Below are 19,281 nucleotides of genomic sequence, written 5' to 3'. Positions count from 1 at the left end.
GGCCGGCCCCTGGTCTGATGTCTTGAGTGCATGATGCCCCGACGGGCGAAATCGGCTGACCGTCGTCTCTTCTAGGAGGACGTTTCCGACATGAAGGCCGTCGTGATGGCTGGTGGCGAAGGCACACGCCTGCGCCCCATGACCTCGAGCATGCCCAAGCCGCTCCTGCCCGTGGCCAATCGGCCGATCATGGAGCACGTACTGCGGCTTCTCAAGAGGCATGGGCTCAATGAGACCGTAGTGACCGTCCAGTTCCTCGCCTCCCTCGTCAAGAACTACTTCGGGGACGGCGAGGAGCTCGGGATGGAGCTCACCTATGCCAACGAGGAGAAGCCACTCGGCACCGCGGGGAGTGTGAAGAACGCCGAGGAGGCGCTGAAGGACGACACCTTCCTCGTCATTTCCGGTGACGCGCTCACCGACTTCGACCTCACCGATCTCATCGCCTTCCACAAGGAGAAGGGCGGACTCGTCACGGTCTGTCTGACCCGGGTCCCCAATCCGCTGGAATTCGGCATCACCATCGTGGACGAGGACGGCCAGGTCGAGCGCTTCCTGGAGAAGCCCACCTGGGGCCAGGTCTTCTCCGACACCGTGAACACGGGCATCTACGTCATGGAGCCCGAGGTCTTCGACTACGTCCAGGCCGACACCTCCGTCGACTGGTCCGGTGATGTCTTCCCCCAGCTGATGAAGGAAGGCAAGCCGATCTACGGCTATATCGCCGAGGGCTACTGGGAGGACGTGGGCACGCACGAGAGCTATGTGAAGGCCCAGGCCGACGTCCTGGAGCGGAAGGTCGACGTCGAGATCGACGGCTTCGAGATCTCGCCCGGCGTATGGGTCGCCGAGGGAGCGGAGGTCCACCCCGACGCCGTGCTCCGCGGACCGCTGTACATCGGTGACTACGCCAAGGTCGAAGCGGACGTGGAAATCCGTGAGCACACGGTCGTGGGCTCCAACGTCGTCGTCAAGACGGGTGCCTTTCTCCATAAGGCCGTGGTCCACGACAACGTCTACATCGGGCAGCACAGCAACCTCCGCGGCTGCGTCGTCGGGAAGAACACCGACATCATGCGGGCGGCCCGGATCGAGGACGGCGCTGTCATCGGAGACGAATGCCTGGTCGGCGAGGAGTCGATCATCCAGGGCAATGTGCGGGTGTACCCGTTCAAGACCATCGAGGCCGGCGCGTTCGTCAACACCTCGGTGATCTGGGAGTCCCGGGGCCAGGCCCACCTCTTCGGGGCGCGCGGCGTCTCCGGCATCCTGAACGTCGAGATCACCCCGGAGCTGGCGGTCCGGCTGGCGGGCGCCTACGCCACCACCCTCAAGAAGGGCTCGACGGTCACCACCGCCCGTGACCACTCCCGAGGCGCCCGGGCGCTCAAGAGGGCCGTGATCTCGGCCCTCCAGGCCAGCGCCATCGACGTACGCGACCTGGAGAACGTACCGCTGCCCGTCGCCCGGCAGCAGACGGCGCGGGGGAGCGCGGGCGGCATCATGATCCGTACGTCGCCGGGGGTGCCCGACTCGGTGGACATCATGTTCATCGACGAGCGGGGCGCCGATCTCTCCCAGGCGCAGCAGCGCAAGCTGGACCGGGTCTACGCACGGCAGGAGTACCGCAGGGCGTTCCCCGGCGAGATCGGGGACCTGCACTTCCCGTCCAGCGTCTTCGACTCGTACACCGGCTCCCTCCTCCGCAACGTCGACATCGCCGGCATCGCCGACTCCGGGCTCAAGGTCGTCGTGGACGCCTCCAACGGGTCGGCCGGGCTCGTCCTGCCCAGCCTCCTCGGGCGGCTCGGTGTGGACGCCCTGACGATCAACCCCGGGCTCGACGAGTCGCGGCCCACCGAGTCCGCAGAGACCCGCCGCGCCGGCCTCGTACGCCTCGGGGAGATCGTCTCCTCGGCGCGGGCCGCCTTCGGCGTGCGGTTCGACCCGGTCGGTGAGCGGCTCTCCCTCGTGGACGAGCTGGGCCGGATCATCGAGGACGACCGGGCCCTGCTGGTGATGCTGGACCTCGTCGCGGCCGAGCGGCGCAGCGGACGGGTCGCCCTGCCGGTGACCACCACGCGGGTGGCCGAGCAGGTGGCCGCGTACCACGGCACACAGGTGGAATGGACGACCACCTCGCCCGACGACCTGACCAGGGTGGGCCGCGAGGAAACCACCATCTTCGGGGGAGACGGGCGCGGCGGGTTCATCGTTCCCGAATTCAGCAGCGTCTTCGACGGGACGGCCGCCTTCGTCCGGCTGATCGGTCTCGTCGCGCGGACCCAGCTCACCCTGAGCCAGATCGACGCCCGCATTCCCCGGGCCCATGTCCTGCGCCGGGACCTCGCGACGCCCTGGGCGGTCAAGGGGCTCGTCATGCGCCGGGTCGTGGAGGCGGCCGGGGACCGCAGCGTGGACACCACCGACGGCGTCCGGGTGGTCGAGGCGGACGGACGGTGGATCATGGTGCTGCCGGACCGGGCGGAGGCCGTCACCCATCTGTGGGCGGAGGGCCCGGACGACGCCTCGGCGCAGGCGCTGCTCGACGAGTGGTCCGCCGTCGTGGAGAGCGCGGGCGAGTGACCTGCTGAGGCCGGTGCGCCGGAACTCCCCGTCGGGGGCGTTCCGGTGCACCGGTGGGGCCATTCGGCGGCAGCCGTGGTGACGTGCGACGATGTGCGGCATGTCGCAGCAGCCCCCCGATCGGAGCACATCCTCGCCGCCCGCACGCCCCGACGCCTCCATGTCGCTGCTGAACAACGTGATGGACCACAGCCTCGACGAGGGGTACGCGGAGGCCTCGGCCCGCCGCAAGGCCGACGGGAGCGCCGGGCTGCCCCGCACGCTCAGGTCGAAGCTGTGGCTCGCCGCCGGTCTGGTGGTGGCCGCCCTCGTGGTGACCCTCGGTGCCGCCGAGGCGCGGGTCTCCGCCCCGGTCGTCGCCAAGGAGCGCGAGGAGCTGATCGACCGGATCAACGCCGAGACGCGGGCCGCCGACACCCTGGAGTCCGAGGTCGACGGGCTCCGCCACGATGTCGGCGAGCGGCAGCGCAAGGCCCTGGAGCGGCACGGCGGGGACCAGGGGGAGCTGGTGGCCCTGCTCTCCGGGGCGACCCCGGTGGAAGGGCCCGGGGTCAAACTCGTCGTGGACGACGCCAAGAACACCGACCAGGGCGGTGGCGGGCCCCGGGAGTCGTCGAGCTTCGCCGACACCGGCCGGGTCCGCGACCGGGACATGCAGCGGGTCGTCAACGGTCTCTGGGAGGCCGGCGCCGAGGCCATCGCCATCAATGGGCAAAGGCTGACGGCACTGTCGGCGATCCGCGCCGCGGGCGACGCCATACTGGTCGACAACCGACCGCTGGTCCCGCCGTACACGGTGCTCGCGGTGGGGGACGGGAAGAACCTCGCCGCCGCGTTCCGGGAGACCGCCGACGGCCAGTACCTCAACGCGCTCAAGGAGAGCTTCGACATCCGCACCAGCTTGTCCGATCAGGCGAAGGTGCGGCTGCCCGCAGCCCCCAGCCTGATCGTCCGTACAGCAGAGCCGAAGGCCGCCGGCAGTGATGCGGCAGAATCAGGGAAGGGCACATCGTGATCGCCGTACTGGGCCTCGTCGTGGGAGTCGTGGTCGGACTGTTGGTCCGGCCCGAGGTACCGGCGGTGGTCGAGCCCTATCTCCCGATCGCCGTGGTCGCCGCGCTGGACGCGGTCTTCGGAGGTCTGCGGGCCATGCTCGACGGCATCTTCGTCGACAAGGTCTTCGTGGTGTCGTTCCTCTCCAACGTCGTCGTCGCCGCGCTGATCGTGTTCCTCGGCGACAAACTGGGTGTCGGCGCTCAGCTCTCCACCGGTGTGGTGGTCGTGCTCGGCATCCGGATCTTCTCCAACGCCGCCGCGATCCGCCGGCACGTCTTCCGGGCTTGAGGCCGATGAACCACGACGAGAACCCCCGCGGCGAACAGCCGGAACAGCCGAAAGCCGTCCCGCCCGCCGCTCAGGACGCCCCCGCGCGGCCGCCCGCGGCCGAGGAGGTCTCGGGACGCCAGCGCCTGCTGGCGGGCCTGTGGCCGCCGCGGGTGAGCCGGGCCCAACTCATCGTCGCCGTGCTGCTGTTCGGGCTCGGTCTGGGGCTGGCCATCCAGGTGCGGTCCACCGGGGACGACAGCGCCCTGCGCGGGGCGCGCCAGGAGGACTTGGTCCGGATCCTCGACGAGGTCGACGACCGCACCCAGCGCCTGGAGGACGAGAAGCAGCGCCTGGACGACCAGCGCACCGAGCTGGAGAACAGCTCCGACCAGGCCGAGGAGGCCCGGAAGCAGACGCTGGAGAAGGAACGGCAGCTGGGGATCCTCGCGGGTACGGTGGCGGCCCAGGGGCCCGGGATCACGCTGACGATCGGCGACCCGTCCGGCGCGGTCGCGGCCGACAAGCTCCTCGACACCGTCCAGGAGCTGCGCGCGGCCGGGGCCGAGGCCATCGAGGTCAACGGGGTCCGCGTGGTGGCCGATACGTACTTCGCCGGTGAGGGGGGTGACATCCAGGTGGACGGCAAGAAGATCGAAGCACCGTACGAGTTCAAGGTCATCGGCAAGCCGCAGGACCTGGAGCCCGCCCTCAACATTCCCGGCGGTGTGGTGCAGACGCTGGAGAAGGAGCAGGCCACCGCCGTGGTGGAGCGCTCCGAGGACATCGTCGTCGACGCCTTGCGAGCGGCGAAGCGGCCTGACTACGCTCGGTCGTCGTCCCCGTGATCGCGCCGGGCCGGAGTGCCGGTCGACGAGGGCGGGGGGTTGCGGGGGGTCGGCGCACCGGATTGGTGGTGCGTGGTGGAAACTGTCGGGTGGATACGGACGTTGTGAAGATGTCCGGGTCGGCAGGTGTGTTCATTCAGGGTTCGTCCTGCCCCACGGGCGGGTCTATGTCGGTCAAGGGGAATCGCCCGTGAAGTTGTTTGCGAAGTTGTTCGGGAAGAGCGCACGCGAGGACAGCAACAGTGCTGCCCGCCACCGCGCTCCGCGCCACGGCCAGGGCGGGGAGCAGGAGGCGGAGCGCCCGCTCTTCCGCGATGAGGTGTCCGGTGGCGGTGCTCCGGGTGCTCCCGGCGTGTCGTCCGTTGACCCTGCCGGTGCCGGGCGCATAGGTTTCGGCGAACCATCAGCCGCGAGTACGGGTGGAGGGTTCACCCCGGAGGGCTCGTCGATGCCGGTCTGTACGAGGTGCGGCCACCGCAACGCGGAGGCCAGCCGATTCTGCTCCAACTGCGGTACGCCGCTGCGGGGCGGTGTCCCCGAGCGTGCCTCGGAGACGACGTCCACGATCTCGATCTCCGGTCTCGAGGCGTACGACGCCGAGGCGACGGGCCAGACGGCCCTGCCCTCGCTCTCCCCGGAGGCCCAGGCCGCCGTCGACGCGCTCCCCGGTGGCTCGGCGCTCCTGGTCGTGCGCCGCGGCCCGAACTCCGGCAGCCGTTTCCTGCTCGACAGCGATCTCACGACCGCCGGCCGGCACCCCCAGAGCGACATCTTCCTCGACGACGTGACCGTGTCGCGGCGTCATGTGGAGTTCCACAGGGGTCCGGACGGTAGCTTCACCGTGGGTGACGTCGGCAGTCTCAACGGCACCTATGTCAACCGTGAGCGCATCGATTCGGTCCTGCTGTCCAACGGCGACGAAGTCCAGATCGGGAAGTACCGCCTGGTCTTCTATGCGAGCCCGCGGGGCGTGTGACCAGCCCTCGGAACCGTCCGGGGGGACCCCCAGGAAGGCCCATGCTGCGAACACCGACAGGCGGTGCCGGTGACGGCACCGCCACCGCGGACGCGCGCTGGGTGAGCATCGGTACGGTGCTCACCCGGCTGCGCGAAGAGTTTCCGGAAGTCACGATCTCCAAGATCCGCTTCCTGGAGGCCGAGGGGCTCGTCGAGCCGCAGCGGACTCCGTCCGGCTACCGGAAGTTCGCCCCCGGTGACGTGGAGCGGCTGGCCCAGGTCCTCCGGATGCAGCGGGACCACTATCTGCCGCTCAAGGTCATCCGGGAGCACCTGGACGCCCTGGCCCGGGGTGAGCAGCCCGTGTTGCCCTCACCGGGCACACAGCGGGATCTGGGCGAGGGTGTGTGGGAGTCCGGACCCGGGGCGGCGACCGCCGCCCGGATCGGGCGTCCCGAGCTGCTGGCGGCCGCCCAGGTCGACGAGGAGCAGCTGGCGGAGTGGGAGTCCTACGGGCTCATCGTCGCGGCTCCCGAGGGCGGCTACGACGCCGAGATGGTGACCGTGGCGCGGCTGGTGGCCGACCTCGGCCGCTTCGGCCTGGAGCCGCGCCATCTGCGGGCCATGCGGGCCTCCGCCGACCGTGAGGCCGGTCTGGTCGAGCAGCTGGTCGCGCCGCTGCGCCTGCACCGCAATCCGCAGACCAGGGCGCACGCCGAGGCGACGGCGAACGAGCTGGCGGAACTCTCCGTACGGCTGCACGCCGCGCTCGTCCAGACCGCTCTGCGCAGCCGTCTGCACTGAGGTCGGCGGAGCCCGACTACCCAAACATGGCGAGCACGTCCTAGGGTTGCTGTGTGAACGAGCTCGACGTTGTCGGTGTCCGGGTGGAAATGCCCTCCAACCAACCGATCGTTCTCCTGCGTGAAGTGGGAGGCGACCGGTACCTCCCCATTTGGATCGGTCCGGGGGAGGCGACCGCCATTGCCTTCGCCCAGCAGGGCATGGCTCCGGCCAGGCCGCTGACCCATGACCTGTTCAAGGATGTGCTCGAGGCCGTGGGCCAGGAGCTGACCGAGGTCCGGATCACGGACCTCCGCGAAGGGGTCTTCTACGCGGAGCTGGTCTTCGCCAGCGGGGTCGAGGTGAGCGCCCGGCCGTCCGACGCCATAGCGCTCGCCCTGCGCACCGGCACGCCGATCTACGGCAGTGACGGTGTGCTGGACGACGCCGGCATCGCGATCCCCGACGAGCAGGAGGACGAGGTGGAGAAGTTCCGCGAATTCCTCGACCAGATCTCACCGGAGGACTTCGGGACCAACAGCCAGTGACGCTCCCGCAGGGGGTTTTGTCAGCGCATTCGAGAAGCCTTTCCCGGAAGCCGGACACGGGAAACCACCCTCAGGGTGATTATCACTCGGCGTGCCGAGTGTGGCGATCGTTGACGCACCCCCAGTGACTGCCTACCTTCGAGTGGGCAGGTCAAGGACGGAGGTCGGCGTGAGAAGCAGCGGCGACGGTACGGCGGCGGGTGGGCCGTATCCGCAGCACGGCAGTGGAGCCGACCACGCCATCAGGCAGCCGGCTGCGCCGGCCGCGGTGGCGACGGACGGCGTGGCAGCGGCGAGCGATATCGGCTATCGCGGACCGACGGCGTGCGCGGCGGCGGGGATCACCTACCGCCAGCTGGACTACTGGGCGCGTACGGGGCTGGTGGAGCCGAGCGTCCGGCCGGCCTACGGGTCGGGGACCCAGCGTCTCTACAGTTTCCGGGACGTGGTCCTCCTCAAGATCGTCAAGCGGTTCCTGGACACCGGGGTCGCGCTGCAGAACATCCGCACCACGGTCCAGCACCTGCGGGCCCGGGGCTTCCAGGACCTCGAACGCATGACGCTGATGAGCGACGGGGCGACGGTCTACGAGTGCTCCTCGCCGGACGAGGTCGTCAGCCTCCTCCAGGGCGGTCAGGGAGTCTTCGGGATCGCCGTGGGCGTCGTCTGGCGGGATGTGGACACGGCGCTCTCCCAGCTCCACGGCGAGCGGGTCGACACCGGTGAGACCCTCATCGGGCACAACCCGGCCGACGAGCTGGCCCGGCGCCGCAACCGCGCCGGATGAGCCGCTGAGCGGACGGAACGGAAACGGGGCGGCCCGGCACTCCACGGAGTGCCGGGCCGCCCCGTTGTCAGTGGCGTAGGGCAGCATCGGAGGTGTGAGACCCGCGCCGACCATCCTCCACCTGGACATGGATGCCTTCTACGCCTCGGCGGAGCAGGCGGCCAAGCCCAGCCTGCGCGGGAAGGCCGTCGTCGTGGGCGGTCTGGGCCCCCGGGGCGTGGTCGCCACCGCCTCGTACGAAGCACGTGTCCTCGGCGTCCACTCCGCGATGCCGACGGCCCAGGCGCGGCGGCTCGCGCCGAACGCCGCCTATCTGGTGCCCCGCTTCCAGCTGTACCGGTCGGTGAGCGAGCAGGTCATGGAGCTGCTGGGGCGGCTCTCGCCGCTGGTCGAGCCGCTGAGCCTGGACGAGGCCTTCGTCGACCTGGAGGCGGGCGGGACCGCCGACGACTCGGCCTCGGCCCGCGGCACCGGGGAGCGGCTGCGTACGGCCATCCGGGCGGTGACCGGGCTGAGCGGATCGGTCGGTCTCGCCGGCTCCAAGATGCTCGCCAAGATCGCCTCCGAGCAGGCCAAGCCGGACGGGCTGGTGCTCATAGAGCCCGGCACCGAGCGTGAGCTGCTGGCCCCCATGCCCGTACGGACGCTGCCCGGCGTCGGCCCCGCCACCGGGGACCACCTCCGGCGCGCCGGGATGACGACGGTCCACGACCTGGCGGAGGCGGGCGAGGACGAGCTCGTACGGCTGGTCGGCAAGGCCCATGGGCACGGGCTCTACCGGATGGCGCTCGGGCTCGACGACCGGCCGGTGGTCGCCGAGCGGGACGCCAAGTCCGTATCGGTCGAGGACACCTTCGACGTGGACCTGCACGACCGGGTGCGGGTGCGCGCGGAGGTGGAGCGGCTGGCCGTGCGGTGCGTGGAGCGGCTGCGGGCCGCCCACCGGTCGGGGCGCACGGTGGTGCTCAAGGTCCGCCGGTACGACTTCTCCACCCTGACCCGCTCCGAGACCCTCCGGGGCCCCACGGACGACCCCACGGTGGTCCGTGAGGCGGCCGGGCGGCTGCTGGAGGCCGTCGACACCACCGGGGGCGTACGGCTGCTCGGGGTGGGCGTCACGGGGCTCGCGGACTTCACCCAGGAGGATCTGTTCGCACAGGCCGCGGACGCCCGGGAGCTGGCCGAGCGGGTGCGGGAGCCGGAGCGGCAGGCTCCGGAGAGCGGCGCGGAAGGGGCCGGGCCCGCCGCCGACGAGGAGCCCGAGAGCGCCGAGCAGCTCGCCGCCCGGCGCTGGCCCGCCGGACACGACGTCCACCACGCGGCGCACGGGCACGGCTGGGTGCAGGGGAGCGGGGTGGGGCGGGTGACCGTGCGGTTCGAGGAGCCCGGCGGGCCGGTCGGCCGGGTCCGCACGTTCCGGATCGACGACCCGGAGCTGACGCCGGCCGACCCGCTGCCGCTGGTCCGCGACCCGGTCGACTACTCCTCCTGGCCGGCCAGCCTGCCGAAGTCGCGGTCGGGACCGGTCTCCGCGGCCGGGGAGGAGTCCAGACCGTAGTGCCGGTAGAGCTGCAGCTCCTGCTCCGGGGAGAGGTGCCGGCCGACGCCGAAGTCCGGGGCGCCCTTGATCAGCGCGCGGTCGAAGGGGATCCGCAGGGTGTCGTCGACGAACTCGCTGGGTTCCAGCGGGACGAACGCGTCCCGGCTGAAGAGGCCGGTGCGCACGGCCGCCCACTCGGGCACACCGGTCGCGTCGTCCAGATAGACCTCATCCACCGTTCCGATCTTGGTGCCCTTGCGATCGAACGCCTTGCGGCCGATCAGGCGGCGCGGATCGATATCGGTCTGCACGGTGCCTCCCACTGGTCGCCACTGCTCAAGGGTGGTTCCCGGTCCCTCCAGGGGCCCCTCTCGCTCCACCAGGACCAAGACAAGTGCAGATCCGTGGCGTCGGCCACTCGAGGACTCCGCGGGGATGGCCGCTGGTAGGCTGGCACGTGGCTGCTGACCCCGTGCGGGAGAGTCCTCCGGTGCAGAATCCGGAGGCGCCGAAGGAGCAAATCCTCCCCGGAATCTCTCAGGCCCCCGTACCGCACGGACGAGGTCACTCTGGAAAGCAGGGCGGGTTCGTGCGGGCGCAGGCCGGGACGGACTCGACCCTCACCGACGGTGAAAGCCGGCACGCCCCCCGGGCGGGCCGGTGAAGCTCTCAGGTTGAGATGACAGAGGGGGAGGCCGTCCGGGCACCCGCGCCGTGGTGCCCCTCGCAGGTCGTGACAGACCAGGAGGCCTCCACCATGACCCCCCGTCGCACTCCGCTCTCCCAGCTGGAGCAGGGCATTCCGTTCGAGCAGCGCCACATAGGCCCCGACGCCGGGGCCCAGGCGAAGATGCTCGCCCAGGTCGGCTACGGCTCCCTCGACGAGCTGACCGCCGCCGCGGTGCCCGATGTGATCAAGAGTGCGGAGGCCCTGGACCTTCCCTCGGCCCGCACCGAGGCGGAGGTGCTGGCCGAGCTGCGCTCGCTGGCCGACCGCAACAAGGTCCTCGCCCCGATGATCGGCCTCGGCTACTACGGCACCTTCACGCCGCCGGTCATCCTGCGCAACGTCATGGAGAACCCCGCCTGGTACACGGCCTACACGCCGTACCAGCCGGAGATCTCCCAGGGCCGCCTGGAGGCCCTGCTCAACTTCCAGACGGTGGTCGCCGACCTCACCGGGCTGCCCACCTCCGGCGCCTCCCTGCTCGACGAGGGCACCGCCGCCGCCGAGGCCATGGCGCTCTCCCGGCGCGTGGGCAAGGTCAAGAACGGCGTCTTCCTGGTCGACGCCGACACCCTGCCCCAGACCGTCGCGGTGATCCAGACCCGCGCCGAGCCGACCGGTGTCGAGGTCGTCGTCGCGGATCTCAGCGAGGGCATCCCCGCCGAGATCGCGGAGCGCGGCGTCTTCGGCGTCCTGCTCCAGTACCCGGGCGCCTCCGGGGCCGTCCGCGCCATCGAGCCCGTCATCGAGCAGGCCCACGAGCTGGGCGCGATCGTCACCGTCGCCGCCGACCTGCTGGCCCTCACCCTGCTGACCTCGCCCGGCGCGCTCGGCGCCGACATCGCGGTCGGCACCACCCAGCGCTTCGGCGTGCCCATGGGCTTCGGCGGCCCGCACGCCGGCTTCATGGCCGTCCGCGAGAAGTTCGCCCGCTCCCTGCCCGGCCGCCTCGTCGGTGTCTCCGTCGACGCGGACGGCAACAAGGCCTACCGCCTCGCCCTCCAGACCCGCGAGCAGCACATCCGCCGCGAGAAGGCCACCAGCAACATCTGTACGGCACAGGTGCTGCTCGCCGTCATGGCCGGGATGTACGCCGTCTACCACGGCCCCGACGGGCTGCGCACGATCGCCCGCCGCACCCACCGGTACGCCACGATCCTCGCCGAGGGCCTGCGTGCCGCCGGTGCGGAGGTCGTGCACGGTTCCTTCTTCGACACCCTGACCGTGCGGGTGCCCGGCAAGGCCGCCGACGTCGTCGCGGACGCCCGTGAACGCGGGGTCAACCTCCGCCGCATCGACGCCGACCACGTCTCCGTCGCCTGCGACGAGACCACCACCCGCGCCCAGATCGCCGCCGTGTGGGCCGCCTTCGGCGCCGACGGCGACATCGAGGCGCTGGACGGCTCGGCCGCCGACGCGCTGCCCGGGACGCTGCTGCGCTCCGACGACATCCTGACCCACCCGGTCTTCCACCAGCACCGCTCCGAGACCGCGATGCTGCGCTACCTGCGCAAGCTCGCCGACCGCGACTACGCGCTGGACCGGGGCATGATCCCGCTCGGCTCCTGCACCATGAAGCTGAACGCGACCGCCGAGATGGAGTCCATCACCTGGCCCGAGTTCGGCGCGCTGCACCCCTTCGCCCCGGCCGACCAGGCCCAGGGCTTCCTCACGCTCATCCGTGAGCTGGAGGAGCGCCTGGCCGAGGTCACCGGTTACGACGCCGTCTCCATCCAGCCCAACGCCGGCTCCCAGGGCGAGTTCGCGGGCCTGCTCGCCGTGCGCGCGTACCACCGGGCCAACGGAGACGACCAGCGCACCGTCTGCCTGATCCCCTCCTCCGCGCACGGCACCAACGCCGCCAGCGCGGTCATGGCCGGCATGAAGGTCGTCGTGGTGAAGACCGCCGACGACGGCGAGGTCGACGTCGCGGACCTGCGCGCCAAGATCGAGCAGTACCGCGACGAGCTGGCCGTCCTCATGATCACCTACCCGTCGACGCACGGCGTCTTCGAGGAGCACGTCGCGGACATCTGCGGCGAGGTGCACGACGCGGGCGGCCAGGTCTACGTGGACGGCGCCAACCTCAACGCGCTCGTCGGGCTCGCCAAGCCCGGCAAGTTCGGCGGCGACGTCTCGCACCTGAACCTGCACAAGACCTTCTGCATCCCGCACGGCGGCGGCGGCCCAGGCGTCGGCCCGGTGGGCGTCCGCGCCCACCTCGCCCCGTACCTTCCCAACCACCCGCTCCAGCCCGCCGCGGGCCCGGAGACAGGTGTGGGCCCGATCTCGGCCGCCCCGTGGGGCTCGGCGGGCATCCTGCCGATCTCGTGGGCGTACGTCCGGCTGATGGGCGGCGAGGGGCTCAAGCGCGCCACACAGGTGGCGGTGCTGGCGGCCAACTACATCGCCAAGCGCCTGGAGCCGCACTACCCGATCCTCTACACCGGCCCGGCCGGGCTCGTCGCCCACGAGTGCATCGTGGACCTGCGGCCGATCTCCAAGGCGACCGGCGTCTCCATCGACGATGTCGCCAAGCGCCTGATCGACTACGGCTTCCACTCGCCGACCATGTCGTTCCCGGTGGCCGGCACGCTGATGATCGAGCCGACCGAGAGCGAGGACCTCGCGGAGCTGGACCGGTTCTGCGACACCATGATCGCGATCCGCGCCGAGATCGAGAAGGTCGCCTCCGGCGAGTGGAGCGCGGACGACAACCCGCTGGCCAACGCCCCGCACACCGCCGCCGCGCTCGGTGGCGACTGGACGCACGGCTACAGCCGCGAGGAGGCCGTCTTCCCGGCCGGTGTCTCGGCCACCGACAAGTACTGGCCGCCGGTGCGCCGGATCGACGGTGCCTTCGGTGACCGGAACCTGGTCTGCTCCTGCCCGCCGCTGGAGGAGTACGACGGCTGACCCTCCGGGGTCGGGCGCTGACATTCATGCGTCGGGGCCGGTGCGGGGAGTTCCCCGGGCCGGCCCCTTCTCCGTACCGCGCTGTCCCTGCGGTGCGGTCGGTACCGCTACGTCGTCCGTGCGGCCGCCGTCAGGCGGCCTTCACCACGCTGCCCGTCGCCAGCGGCCGGTGCGGTGCGATGATCTGCCCGTCAGGCAGTAGCTCGCCGGTGTCCTCGAAGAGCAGGACGCCGTTGCACAGAAGGCTCCACCCCTGTTCCGGGTGGTGGGCCGTCAGGCGGGCCGCCTCCCGGTCGGGGGAGTCGGCGGTGGGGCAGGGTGGCTGGTGTTGGCACATGGCTGCGTTCTTTCGCTGCGTCGAGTCGAGTGTCCTGCGGCTGGATGAGAGGTTCATGGCCGCCCCCGTATCAGTCGGTCCGGTCCCAGTGTTGCCCCACGGGGATGATTCCGCAGGGATTTCGCTCCAGCTCCCTTACTCCTCCCATGACGCGTCACCCGCGCGGACGGTTCACCGCAACTGCACTGTCCCTTCGGGTGGTTCGGGGTGGCCGGATGGGGCTAGTCCGAGTGGGTAGGGGAAAGCCCCCGTGGTGCTCCGCCCCGTCACGGGGCGGAGCACCACGGGGGCTGTGTCCTCCCCGGCCGCCGGTCAGGCGGAGCTGAGCAGCGGTCCCGGCCCCACGCGCAGGGTCATGACGGGCAGCAGGTCGGCCACCCGGTGCGGCCGGTGCGCGGCGATGCCCGGGGGCGCCGGGGCCAGCGGCACCAGGACGTCGGCCGGGGCGAGCACCCCGGTGGAGGCGTCGTCCTCGGTGTCGTCGTGCAGCCAGAGGGTGAGCATGTACAGCTCGGGGATGGAGAGAAGTCTCGCCTGGTACGCGGTGGGCGAGGCCTCCGCCTGACGGACCGCCAGCTCCGTCGAGGCGAGGTAGGGGCCCTCGAAGAAGTGCGAGAAGCTCCAGCCGTCCGGGGTGAGCATGATGTCGGCGGCGGCGATCGCGCGGCCCTCGCTCCGGATCAGGAAGCGCCACGCCGCCAGGCGGGTCCGGGGCACGGTCCCGGTCGGGGCGATGCGGTCCAGGACATGGACGGGCAGGGGCAGTTCGGGGCTCAGCGGTCCCTGGGCGGACCGGAGGGCGGAGGTGCGGGCCTGGCGGACCGCGGTGGGAGAACCGAGGGCCGCGGACACGCTGCGCAGGGCGGGCGCGGGAGCCGAGGGGACATGCAGCGGCATGGTGGGTCGCCTCTCACTTCGGAGACACGGTGATACGGGGCGGGTGCGGTGCAGACGGCGCTGTCGGCATGCGGGGCCGGATGAGGCCGATGACGGGCCGGTTGCGTCAACTCTCTGCCTCGTCAGGCGGAGTTTATACGACGGGTGTTCACACAGTGTTTCCGCTAGCCGTCGGGGATATTTCGCACAAGGCGACATCCGGACTTCGGAACGGGGTTTTCCTGGCGATTTGTTCGGCCGTTTACCGCCCCTGCCTGGGCTTCTTTCGGTGGAGCGGTAGGCCGAAACTCGCCGGTGTTTCCGAGGGGCACTTTCCGGGGGGAAATGCCGTCCGTCGCATGCCACCGGAATGTGCCCCAGGTCTCCTTCATCCAGCCTAGCGGGTTTCCGGTGGCGTGTGGGGCGTTACGGATCACTCCCGCTGGGCATTATCGATCGTGATGCGAGCGGCCCGGTCGGCGGGCCGACCACTGGAGGAGGGACCCCTCGATGGGGGAGAAGGTCGTGGCGGGCGCCGTTGACCTGTCCGATCGGCAGGCATACCGCACCAAGCTCAACCAGTGTCTGGAGGGGCTGGGAAGACTCCTGGCGGAGCGGAGGTTCGACCGGCCCCGAAACCTGATGGGGCTGGAGATAGAGCTGAATCTCGCGGGAACCGACGGTCTGCCGCGGATGATGAATCAGGAAGTGCTCCAACGCATCGCGAGCCGGGATTTCCAGACCGAACTCGGGATGTTCAATCTGGAAGTAAATATCGTTCCGCACCGGCTCGGCGGCAGGGTATTCGATCAGCTCTCGGAGGAGCTGCGGACCGGTCTCGCCTATGCGCACCGCAAGGCCGGTGAGGTGGACGCGGGGATCGTCATGATCGGAATCCTGCCCACGCTCGGCGAGCACGACGTGGTCTCGGCCAATCTCTCCGACGTGGACCGCTACACCCTGCTCAACGATCAAATGGTGGCCGCCCGGGGGGAGGATTTCGCCCTGGATATCGAAGGCGTCGACCACCTGGTCTGCTCCTCGCCCTCGATCGCCCCCGAATCGGCCTGCACCTCGGTGCAGTTGCACCTCCAGGTGACGCCCGACCGGTTCGCGGACGTGTGGAACGCGGCCCAGGCGGTCGCCGCCGTACAGATCGCGCTGGGCGCCAACGCCCCGTTCCTCTTCGGCAAGGAGCTGTGGCGCGAGTCGCGGCCCCCGCTGTTCCAGCAGGCCACCGACGTCCGGCCGCCGGAGCTGGCCAACCAGGGGGTACGGCCCCGGACCTGGTTCGGGGAGCGGTGGATCACCTCCGCCTACGAGCTGTTCGAGGAGAACCTGCGCTACTTCCCGCCGCTGCTGCCGATCTGCGACGACGAGGAGCCGCTGCGGGTCCTCGACGAGGGCGGGGTGCCGGAGCTGGCCGAGCTGGTCCTCCACAACGGCACGGTCTACCGCTGGAACCGCCCGGTGTACGGCACGGTCGACGGCGTCCCGCACCTGCGGGTGGAGAACCGGGTGCTCCCGGCCGGCCCCACCGTCACCGACGTGATCGCCAACTCCGCCTTCTACTACGGGCTCGTACGGGCGCTCGCCGAGGAGTCCCGGCCGGTCTGGAGCAAGCTGCCGTTCGAGGCCGCCGCGGAGAACTTCACCGAGGCGTGCCGCCACGGCATCGAGGCCGAACTGCTCTGGCCGCGCCCCGGCCGCGCGGGCGGACTGGCGAAGATCCCCGCCGTCCAGCTCGTACGGGAGGAACTGCTGCCGCTCGCCGCGGCCGGGCTGGACGCCTGGCAGATCGAGCCCGCCGACCGGGACCGCTACCTCGGGGTCATCGAGGAGCGGTGCAAGCGGCGGGTCAACGGAGCCTCCTGGCAGGTCGCCACCTACCGCCGGGCCCTGGAGGCCGGACTCGGCCGGGACGCGGCCCTGGCGGCGACCACCCGGCGCTATGCCGAGCTGATGCACGCGGGGGAGCCGGTGCACACCTGGCCGGTGGGGTTCCCGGCGCCCTGAGCGGGGGCGGCCGGCGTGTCCGCGTCCGGGGGCGTGTTCCCGTACGCCGGGAGCGCCCCCGTACTGCGGGGCGCGCGCTCGTACGGGAGAGCGCGATTCCGTACGACTGCGGGGCGCGGTCCCGTATACGGGTCGGGCCGACGGCTTCCGTACGCGGACGGAAGCCGCGGAGCGCCGGACGTGCGCGGAGCGGGCCGCCCCGCCGCACCCCGCCGTACGCCGCCGCCCTCACTCTTGGGCGGCGCGCCCGTTCTGTCCGGCCGCCATGATGGCCTGGAAGATGACGGCCTGGATCTCCGCCGGGTCGCTCACCTCGTAGCCGTCGCCGCCGGTGATCCGGGCGATCTCGGCCACCTCCTCGCGGTCGGCGTCCGGCCCCACGGCGATGGCGATGACCGGCACCGGGCGCTCGGGATCGGCCAGCTCCTTCAGCCGTGAGGTCAGCGCGCTCCGGGAGATGCCGTCGTCGTCCTGGTTCGAGCCGTCGGTGAGGATCACCAGGGCGTTGAACTTGCCTTTCACATAGGTCGACCGGGCCTCCTCGTACGAGGCCAGCACCGTGTCGTACAGCCCCGTCGCCCCGCCCGGCACGGGCTGCAGCCCCGCGAACGCAGCTGACAGCTTCTCCCGGTGGGTCGAGCCGCCCTGGGCCGGGTCGCCCAGCCGCCGGGTGGGCATCAGCTTCCGGTAGTCCTTCGTGCCGTCCAGCGTCGTGGCGAACTCCCACAGCCCGATCTCGTCGTCCGGTGTGAACTGGGCGAGCGCCTGGATCAGCGACTCCTTCGTGACGTCCATCCGGGACTGGCCGCGCCCGGGCACCGGGGTGGACATGGAGCCCGAGGCGTCGACCACCGTGGTCAGCCGGGCGCTCTGGACGGTGATCGTCCACATTCCCAGCATCTCCTGGAGCTGCTTCGCCGACGGGGCCTCGGCCGCCGATGTGGCGTACGGCTGCGGTGATCTGGCGCCCGCCGACGCGGCCACCGCGTCCTCGGCCGACCCGTCCGCCGGGCGGAACCCGTACCGCGCGAACACCGCCCGCGCACCCTTGTCGTTGAGCAGGGTCATGAAGCGCAGGGCCGCCCGGGACTGGGTGAGGGTCAGCTCCTCCTCGTCGACCAGGGTGTACGGGTAGTCCAGCAGCGGGGTGCCGTCCTCGGGGTGGAACAGGTTCAGCCGACCGCTGTCGGCGGCCTCCGCGTTGTGGGTGAAGGCGGCCTGCTCGGATATGAGGACCGCCTGGTTGCGTTGGGGGTTGCCCTCCTCGGCGCCTGAGCCGCTGCGCGCCACGGTCTCCCGCACCTGCGCGTCGCTGTCCGACATCCGCTCGGCCAGCACCTTCGCCGTCTCCGCGACACGGGTGTCGCTGTCCCCGCCCTGCCGCGCGGACGAGCCGCCGATGCTGGTCAGGGCGAGCAGACCGGTGGCGCTGCGCGCCGGATCGGCCGCGCCGAGGCGGATCTTCTCCGTCCCGATGGCCGTGGCGACCAGCTCGGCCCAGGAGTATGTCTTCTCCGGCCAGCCCAGACGCCCGGCCGCCGACGGCACCATGGCGACCACCACCGGCGAGGAGGCGATGGAGTCCGAGGGGGAGACGGGGACGCCCGTACCGAGGCCTTCGGCGCGGTCCAGCCAGAGGTCGGAGTCGGGCAGCCAGACCTGGAAGCCGGGCGGCCCGCCGCCCGCGAGTGCCTCGGCCACCTTGGAGGAGTCGCGGGCGACCACCTCCACGTCGAGGCAGTGGCCGTCCGACTTCACCTCGTCCGCCCGGGTCCGCTCGGCGATCTCCCGGACCGCCGGTGCGATGTCGGGGGAAGCGGCGAGCGTGAGGCGCACGGCGGAGTCCCCGCAGGACTCGGAGAACGACAGCAGTCCGCCCTTGACCGCAACCCCGGCCCCCGTCGCCACCGCGAGGACGAGCAGGGTGGCGACGGCGATCGTGCGACGCCTGCGCCGTGGAGACGCCTCCCCGCGTTCTTCCGGCGCGTAGGCGTCGGGCAAGCTGTGACGTCCCATGTCGGTGGAGCCCCCCTGAAGGCGAAAGACGAACGGTGAGCAAGGAAAAAAAGGGGGACCGCACCATCGGTGATGGTGGTCGTCCCCCGGCCTGTCGCGCATGATCTTCGTACCTGCATTCGAGACCCTAGCGGGACGGTGGGCGGGATGAGACGCGATTGCAGAACAGAAGGCAGGTGGACCGGTGAAGGGTGGGCGCGTGGCTGATTCTTATCCCCAAGTGGGCGATTCGCGAAGGATCCTGCGGTCGGAGACGGTGCTGGTCCTGGCCCTCTCCCTGGGCGCGAGTGCCGTCTCCTCGCTCATCAGTTTTGTCGGATCGCTGACGAAGCCGGGGGGGTTGAAGGACCAGGCGGCGACGCTCAACGGTTCCTACGCGCCGGGCCGTCCATGGCTTGATCTGGCTTGGCAAATGTTCGGGATCGCAACGGCTCTGGTGCCGGTCGCCCTGGTGGCGCATCTGCTGATCCGGGAGGGGGCGGGGCTGCGGACCATCGGGTTCGACCGCACCAGGCCGTGGTCCGACCTCGGCCGCGGGACGCTGGTCGCGGCCGGCATCGGCAGCGCCGGGCTCGCCTTCTACCTGGTCGCCCGGGCGAGCGGCTTCAACCTCACCGTCGTACCGGAGTCGCTGCCCGACGTCTGGTGGAAGTTCCCCGTCCTCATCCTCTCGGCGGCGGAGAACTCCGTGGTGGAGGAGGTGATCGTCGTCGCGTATCTGCTGCGCAGGCTGGACCAGCTCGGCTGGAGCCCGATGGCCTCGCTGGTCGCCAGCTCCGTGCTCCGCGGCTCGTACCACCTCTACCAGGGCATCGGCGGCTTCATCGGCAACATGGTGATGGGCGTCGTCTTCGTCCTGCTGTACCGGCGCTGGGGGCGGGTGGGGCCGCTCGTGGTCGCCCATACGCTGCTCGACATCGGGGCGTTCGTCGGGTACGCGCTGCTCGCGGGGAAGGTGGACTGGCTGCCGACGCCGTAGGGGCGGTTCCGGTCGCGGGCTCAGGTGCAGCGGCCCGGTCGC

Annotated in this window: 16 protein-coding genes and 1 riboswitch; of the genes, 12 read left to right on the top strand and 4 right to left on the bottom strand. The window is 71.0% G+C overall.

Features of this window, described 5'->3' with window-relative positions; translation table 11 throughout:
* Nucleotides 1-90: 90 nt before the first annotated feature.
* From ACQ9ZG_RS03705 to ACQ9ZG_RS03665, 9 genes are all read left to right on the top strand, one after another.
* Nucleotides 91-2,586 (top strand): mannose-1-phosphate guanyltransferase, encoded by a 2,496-nt coding sequence (locus ACQ9ZG_RS03705; RefSeq protein ID WP_028419016.1) that lies wholly within the window; start codon nt 91-93, stop codon nt 2,584-2,586.
* Between the two features lie 100 nt (nt 2,587-2,686).
* A complete protein-coding gene (locus ACQ9ZG_RS03700) occupies nt 2,687-3,601 on the top strand; it encodes a DUF881 domain-containing protein (RefSeq protein WP_109914700.1) in 915 nt (304 codons plus the stop codon).
* Entirely contained in the window at nt 3,598-3,930 is a 333-nt protein-coding gene (locus tag ACQ9ZG_RS03695) for a small basic family protein (RefSeq protein ID WP_003970459.1), read from the top strand. Before ACQ9ZG_RS03700 ends, ACQ9ZG_RS03695 begins: the two co-directional genes overlap by 4 nt.
* 5 nt (nt 3,931-3,935) lie before the next feature.
* A complete protein-coding gene (locus ACQ9ZG_RS03690) occupies nt 3,936-4,757 on the top strand; it encodes a DUF881 domain-containing protein (protein WP_109914701.1) in 822 nt (273 codons plus the stop codon).
* Between the two features lie 190 nt (nt 4,758-4,947).
* A complete protein-coding gene (locus tag ACQ9ZG_RS03685) occupies nt 4,948-5,733 on the top strand; it encodes an FHA domain-containing protein (protein ID WP_026238345.1) in 786 nt (261 codons plus the stop codon).
* 41 nt (nt 5,734-5,774) lie between these two features.
* On the top strand, nt 5,775-6,518 hold the full coding sequence (gene ftsR, locus ACQ9ZG_RS03680; RefSeq protein WP_028419013.1) for a transcriptional regulator FtsR: 744 nt from the start codon (nt 5,775-5,777) through the stop codon (nt 6,516-6,518).
* Nucleotides 6,519-6,571: 53 nt separating this feature from the next.
* A complete protein-coding gene (locus ACQ9ZG_RS03675) occupies nt 6,572-7,045 on the top strand; it encodes a bifunctional nuclease family protein (RefSeq protein WP_006123076.1) in 474 nt (157 codons plus the stop codon).
* A gap of 169 nt (nt 7,046-7,214) precedes the next feature.
* Nucleotides 7,215-7,832, top strand: coding sequence for a MerR family transcriptional regulator (locus ACQ9ZG_RS03670; RefSeq protein ID WP_018492672.1), 618 nt, complete (start codon nt 7,215-7,217; stop codon nt 7,830-7,832).
* A gap of 94 nt (nt 7,833-7,926) precedes the next feature.
* Nucleotides 7,927-9,390, top strand: a complete 1,464-nt coding sequence (locus ACQ9ZG_RS03665) for a DNA polymerase IV (RefSeq protein WP_499279892.1) — start codon at nt 7,927-7,929, stop codon at nt 9,388-9,390.
* On the opposite strand, the gene ACQ9ZG_RS03660 is transcribed toward ACQ9ZG_RS03665, so the two are convergent.
* Complete coding sequence (locus ACQ9ZG_RS03660; protein ID WP_028419011.1) at nt 9,312-9,683, bottom strand: PRC-barrel domain-containing protein; 372 nt, start codon at nt 9,681-9,683, stop codon at nt 9,312-9,314. The two genes, ACQ9ZG_RS03665 and ACQ9ZG_RS03660, sit on opposite strands and share 79 nt — an antisense overlap.
* Before the next feature lie 154 nt (nt 9,684-9,837).
* A riboswitch (glycine riboswitch) is annotated at nt 9,838-9,935 on the top strand.
* Nucleotides 9,936-10,129: 194 nt separating this feature from the next.
* On the opposite strand from ACQ9ZG_RS03660, the gene gcvP reads away from it, so the two are divergent.
* Nucleotides 10,130-13,015, top strand: coding sequence for an aminomethyl-transferring glycine dehydrogenase (gene gcvP / locus ACQ9ZG_RS03655; RefSeq protein WP_109914130.1), 2,886 nt, complete (start codon nt 10,130-10,132; stop codon nt 13,013-13,015).
* Between the two features lie 130 nt (nt 13,016-13,145).
* On the opposite strand, the gene ACQ9ZG_RS03650 is transcribed toward gcvP, so the two are convergent.
* Complete coding sequence (locus ACQ9ZG_RS03650) at nt 13,146-13,352, bottom strand: DUF5999 family protein (RefSeq protein WP_018492668.1); 207 nt, start codon at nt 13,350-13,352, stop codon at nt 13,146-13,148.
* A gap of 312 nt (nt 13,353-13,664) precedes the next feature.
* A complete protein-coding gene (locus ACQ9ZG_RS03645; RefSeq protein WP_109914129.1) occupies nt 13,665-14,249 on the bottom strand; it encodes a hypothetical protein in 585 nt (194 codons plus the stop codon).
* A gap of 489 nt (nt 14,250-14,738) precedes the next feature.
* Here ACQ9ZG_RS03645 and ACQ9ZG_RS03640 point away from each other — a divergent pair, with 489 nt between their 5' ends.
* Nucleotides 14,739-16,244, top strand: coding sequence for a glutamate-cysteine ligase family protein (locus ACQ9ZG_RS03640; RefSeq protein WP_028419009.1), 1,506 nt, complete (start codon nt 14,739-14,741; stop codon nt 16,242-16,244).
* A gap of 228 nt (nt 16,245-16,472) precedes the next feature.
* On the opposite strand, the gene ACQ9ZG_RS03635 is transcribed toward ACQ9ZG_RS03640, so the two are convergent.
* Nucleotides 16,473-18,260 carry a substrate-binding and VWA domain-containing protein gene (locus ACQ9ZG_RS03635; RefSeq protein ID WP_181398042.1) on the bottom strand — a complete coding sequence of 596 codons (1,788 nt, stop codon included), beginning with the start codon at nt 18,258-18,260 and terminating at the stop codon, nt 16,473-16,475.
* Nucleotides 18,261-18,459: 199 nt separating this feature from the next.
* Between ACQ9ZG_RS03635 and ACQ9ZG_RS03630 the strand changes: the two genes are divergently transcribed.
* Entirely contained in the window at nt 18,460-19,239 is a 780-nt protein-coding gene (locus tag ACQ9ZG_RS03630; protein WP_109914127.1) for a CPBP family intramembrane glutamic endopeptidase, read from the top strand.
* Nucleotides 19,240-19,281: the final 42 nt, after the last annotated feature.

This window comes from Streptomyces araujoniae, from assembly GCF_050871195.1.
Classification (GTDB): Bacteria; Actinomycetota; Actinomycetes; order Streptomycetales; family Streptomycetaceae; genus Streptomyces; species Streptomyces bacillaris.
This window is presented reverse-complemented; position numbering and strand designations above follow the sequence as displayed.